This window comes from Pseudomonas fluorescens (assembly GCF_000968015.1).
In the GTDB taxonomy this organism is placed as follows: Bacteria; Pseudomonadota; Gammaproteobacteria; order Pseudomonadales; family Pseudomonadaceae; genus Aquipseudomonas; species Aquipseudomonas fluorescens_W.
The window spans coordinates 1-1,288 of sequence record NZ_LACH01000106.1; the positions used below are offsets into that span (position 1 = coordinate 1).

Here is a 1,288-nt window from a genome sequence, read left to right on the forward strand (position 1 = left end):
CTACCGCGCGGTCAGGTTTTACGACTGCTGCGCATCCGAACGCAGCCTTCGGCATCTGCTTGTATCTCGACTATCGCTCCGTCAGGAGCGATAGTTCTCGACTGATCATCGAGGGAGGGACCTGGAAGCCGCGCAGCTGCTTAGGCTTTTTGCCTGTGACGTAGATCGTGCTCCAACCCTCCGCACTCACTCGTATAGTTCGAACGGTATCTTGGGCCCGTCTTTGGCGAGAGCCCGCATTCGCAAGGTTGGACAGAGTGCAGTGATGATCGCAACCGATCTGATTGGGAGAGGGATATGTCCAGTTTCGTTGGCGTCGATGTCGCTAAAAACACCTTTGATATCGCTACACATCTACCGAACGGCAAACACAAAACCAAGGCCAAGCTGGCTAATGATGCCAAGGGTTTCAAAGAGTTTGAAGCTTGGCTGACAAAGCAGATCGAGCCTTCGGCTCTGATCGTGATGGAAGCCACCAGCGTCTATCACCTGGAGCTCGCCGAGTTCGTCTACAACAAGGGTTATCGGGTCTGCGTCGTTAATCCAGCCACGACTCATGCCTACGCTGGCAGCGAACTGCGGCGGATCAAAACCGATAAAAGCGACGCCAAGCTGATCGCCGATTTCGCCCGGGAAAAAAATGAAAAACTGAAGCTTTGGGCGCCAGAGCCTCTGAAGTATCGCCAGTTGAAAGCCCTGGTTCGTCGTCTGGATGACCTTCAGGAGATGGAGCAAATGGAGCGTAATCGTCTGGAAGTGTCCGATGAAAAGGTCAAAGCCTCGATCAACTCCGTGCTGCGCCACATCGAAAAAGAGATCGCTGAAACGCATAAAGCGATTAAAAAACACATTGATGACGACCCGGACATGCGCCAGATGCGCGACTTGATCGTGACCATCGACGGTATCGGGCAGAAAACGATTGAGCGGCTGTTGGCCGAGCTGGGCGATCTACGTAAGTACGATGATCCTCGCAAACTGGTTGCTGCTGCCGGACTGAACCCTAAGCTCCATGACTCAGGCCAGCTAAAGGGGCGCTCGACGATCTCGAAAATCGGCTCGGTACGCGTGCGGGCGGGCCTCTACATGCCAGGTCTCGTGGCGTTGCAGCATAACGAGGCGATCAAAGCCATGAAGGACCGCTTGAAGGCCAACGGCAAGGCCCCCAAGCAGATCATCTGTGCAGCGATGCGCAAGTTGCTGCACTTTGTTTACGGCGTGCTCAAGTCGGGCCAACCCTATGACCCGAAACTTGCGCTTGCCCGGTGAGGTTCAAGACGGTATCTAC

The 1,288-nt window shown here is 54.7% G+C and carries 1 protein-coding gene; it reads left to right on the forward strand.

Annotation, left to right across the window (positions count from 1 at the left end):
• Positions 1–297 precede the first annotated feature (297 nt).
• The gene (locus VD17_RS30530) at positions 298–1,269 is read left to right on the forward strand and encodes an IS110 family transposase (RefSeq protein ID WP_046057082.1); all 972 of its coding nucleotides are present in this window, start codon (positions 298–300) and stop codon (positions 1,267–1,269) included.
• Positions 1,270–1,288: the final 19 nt, after the last annotated feature.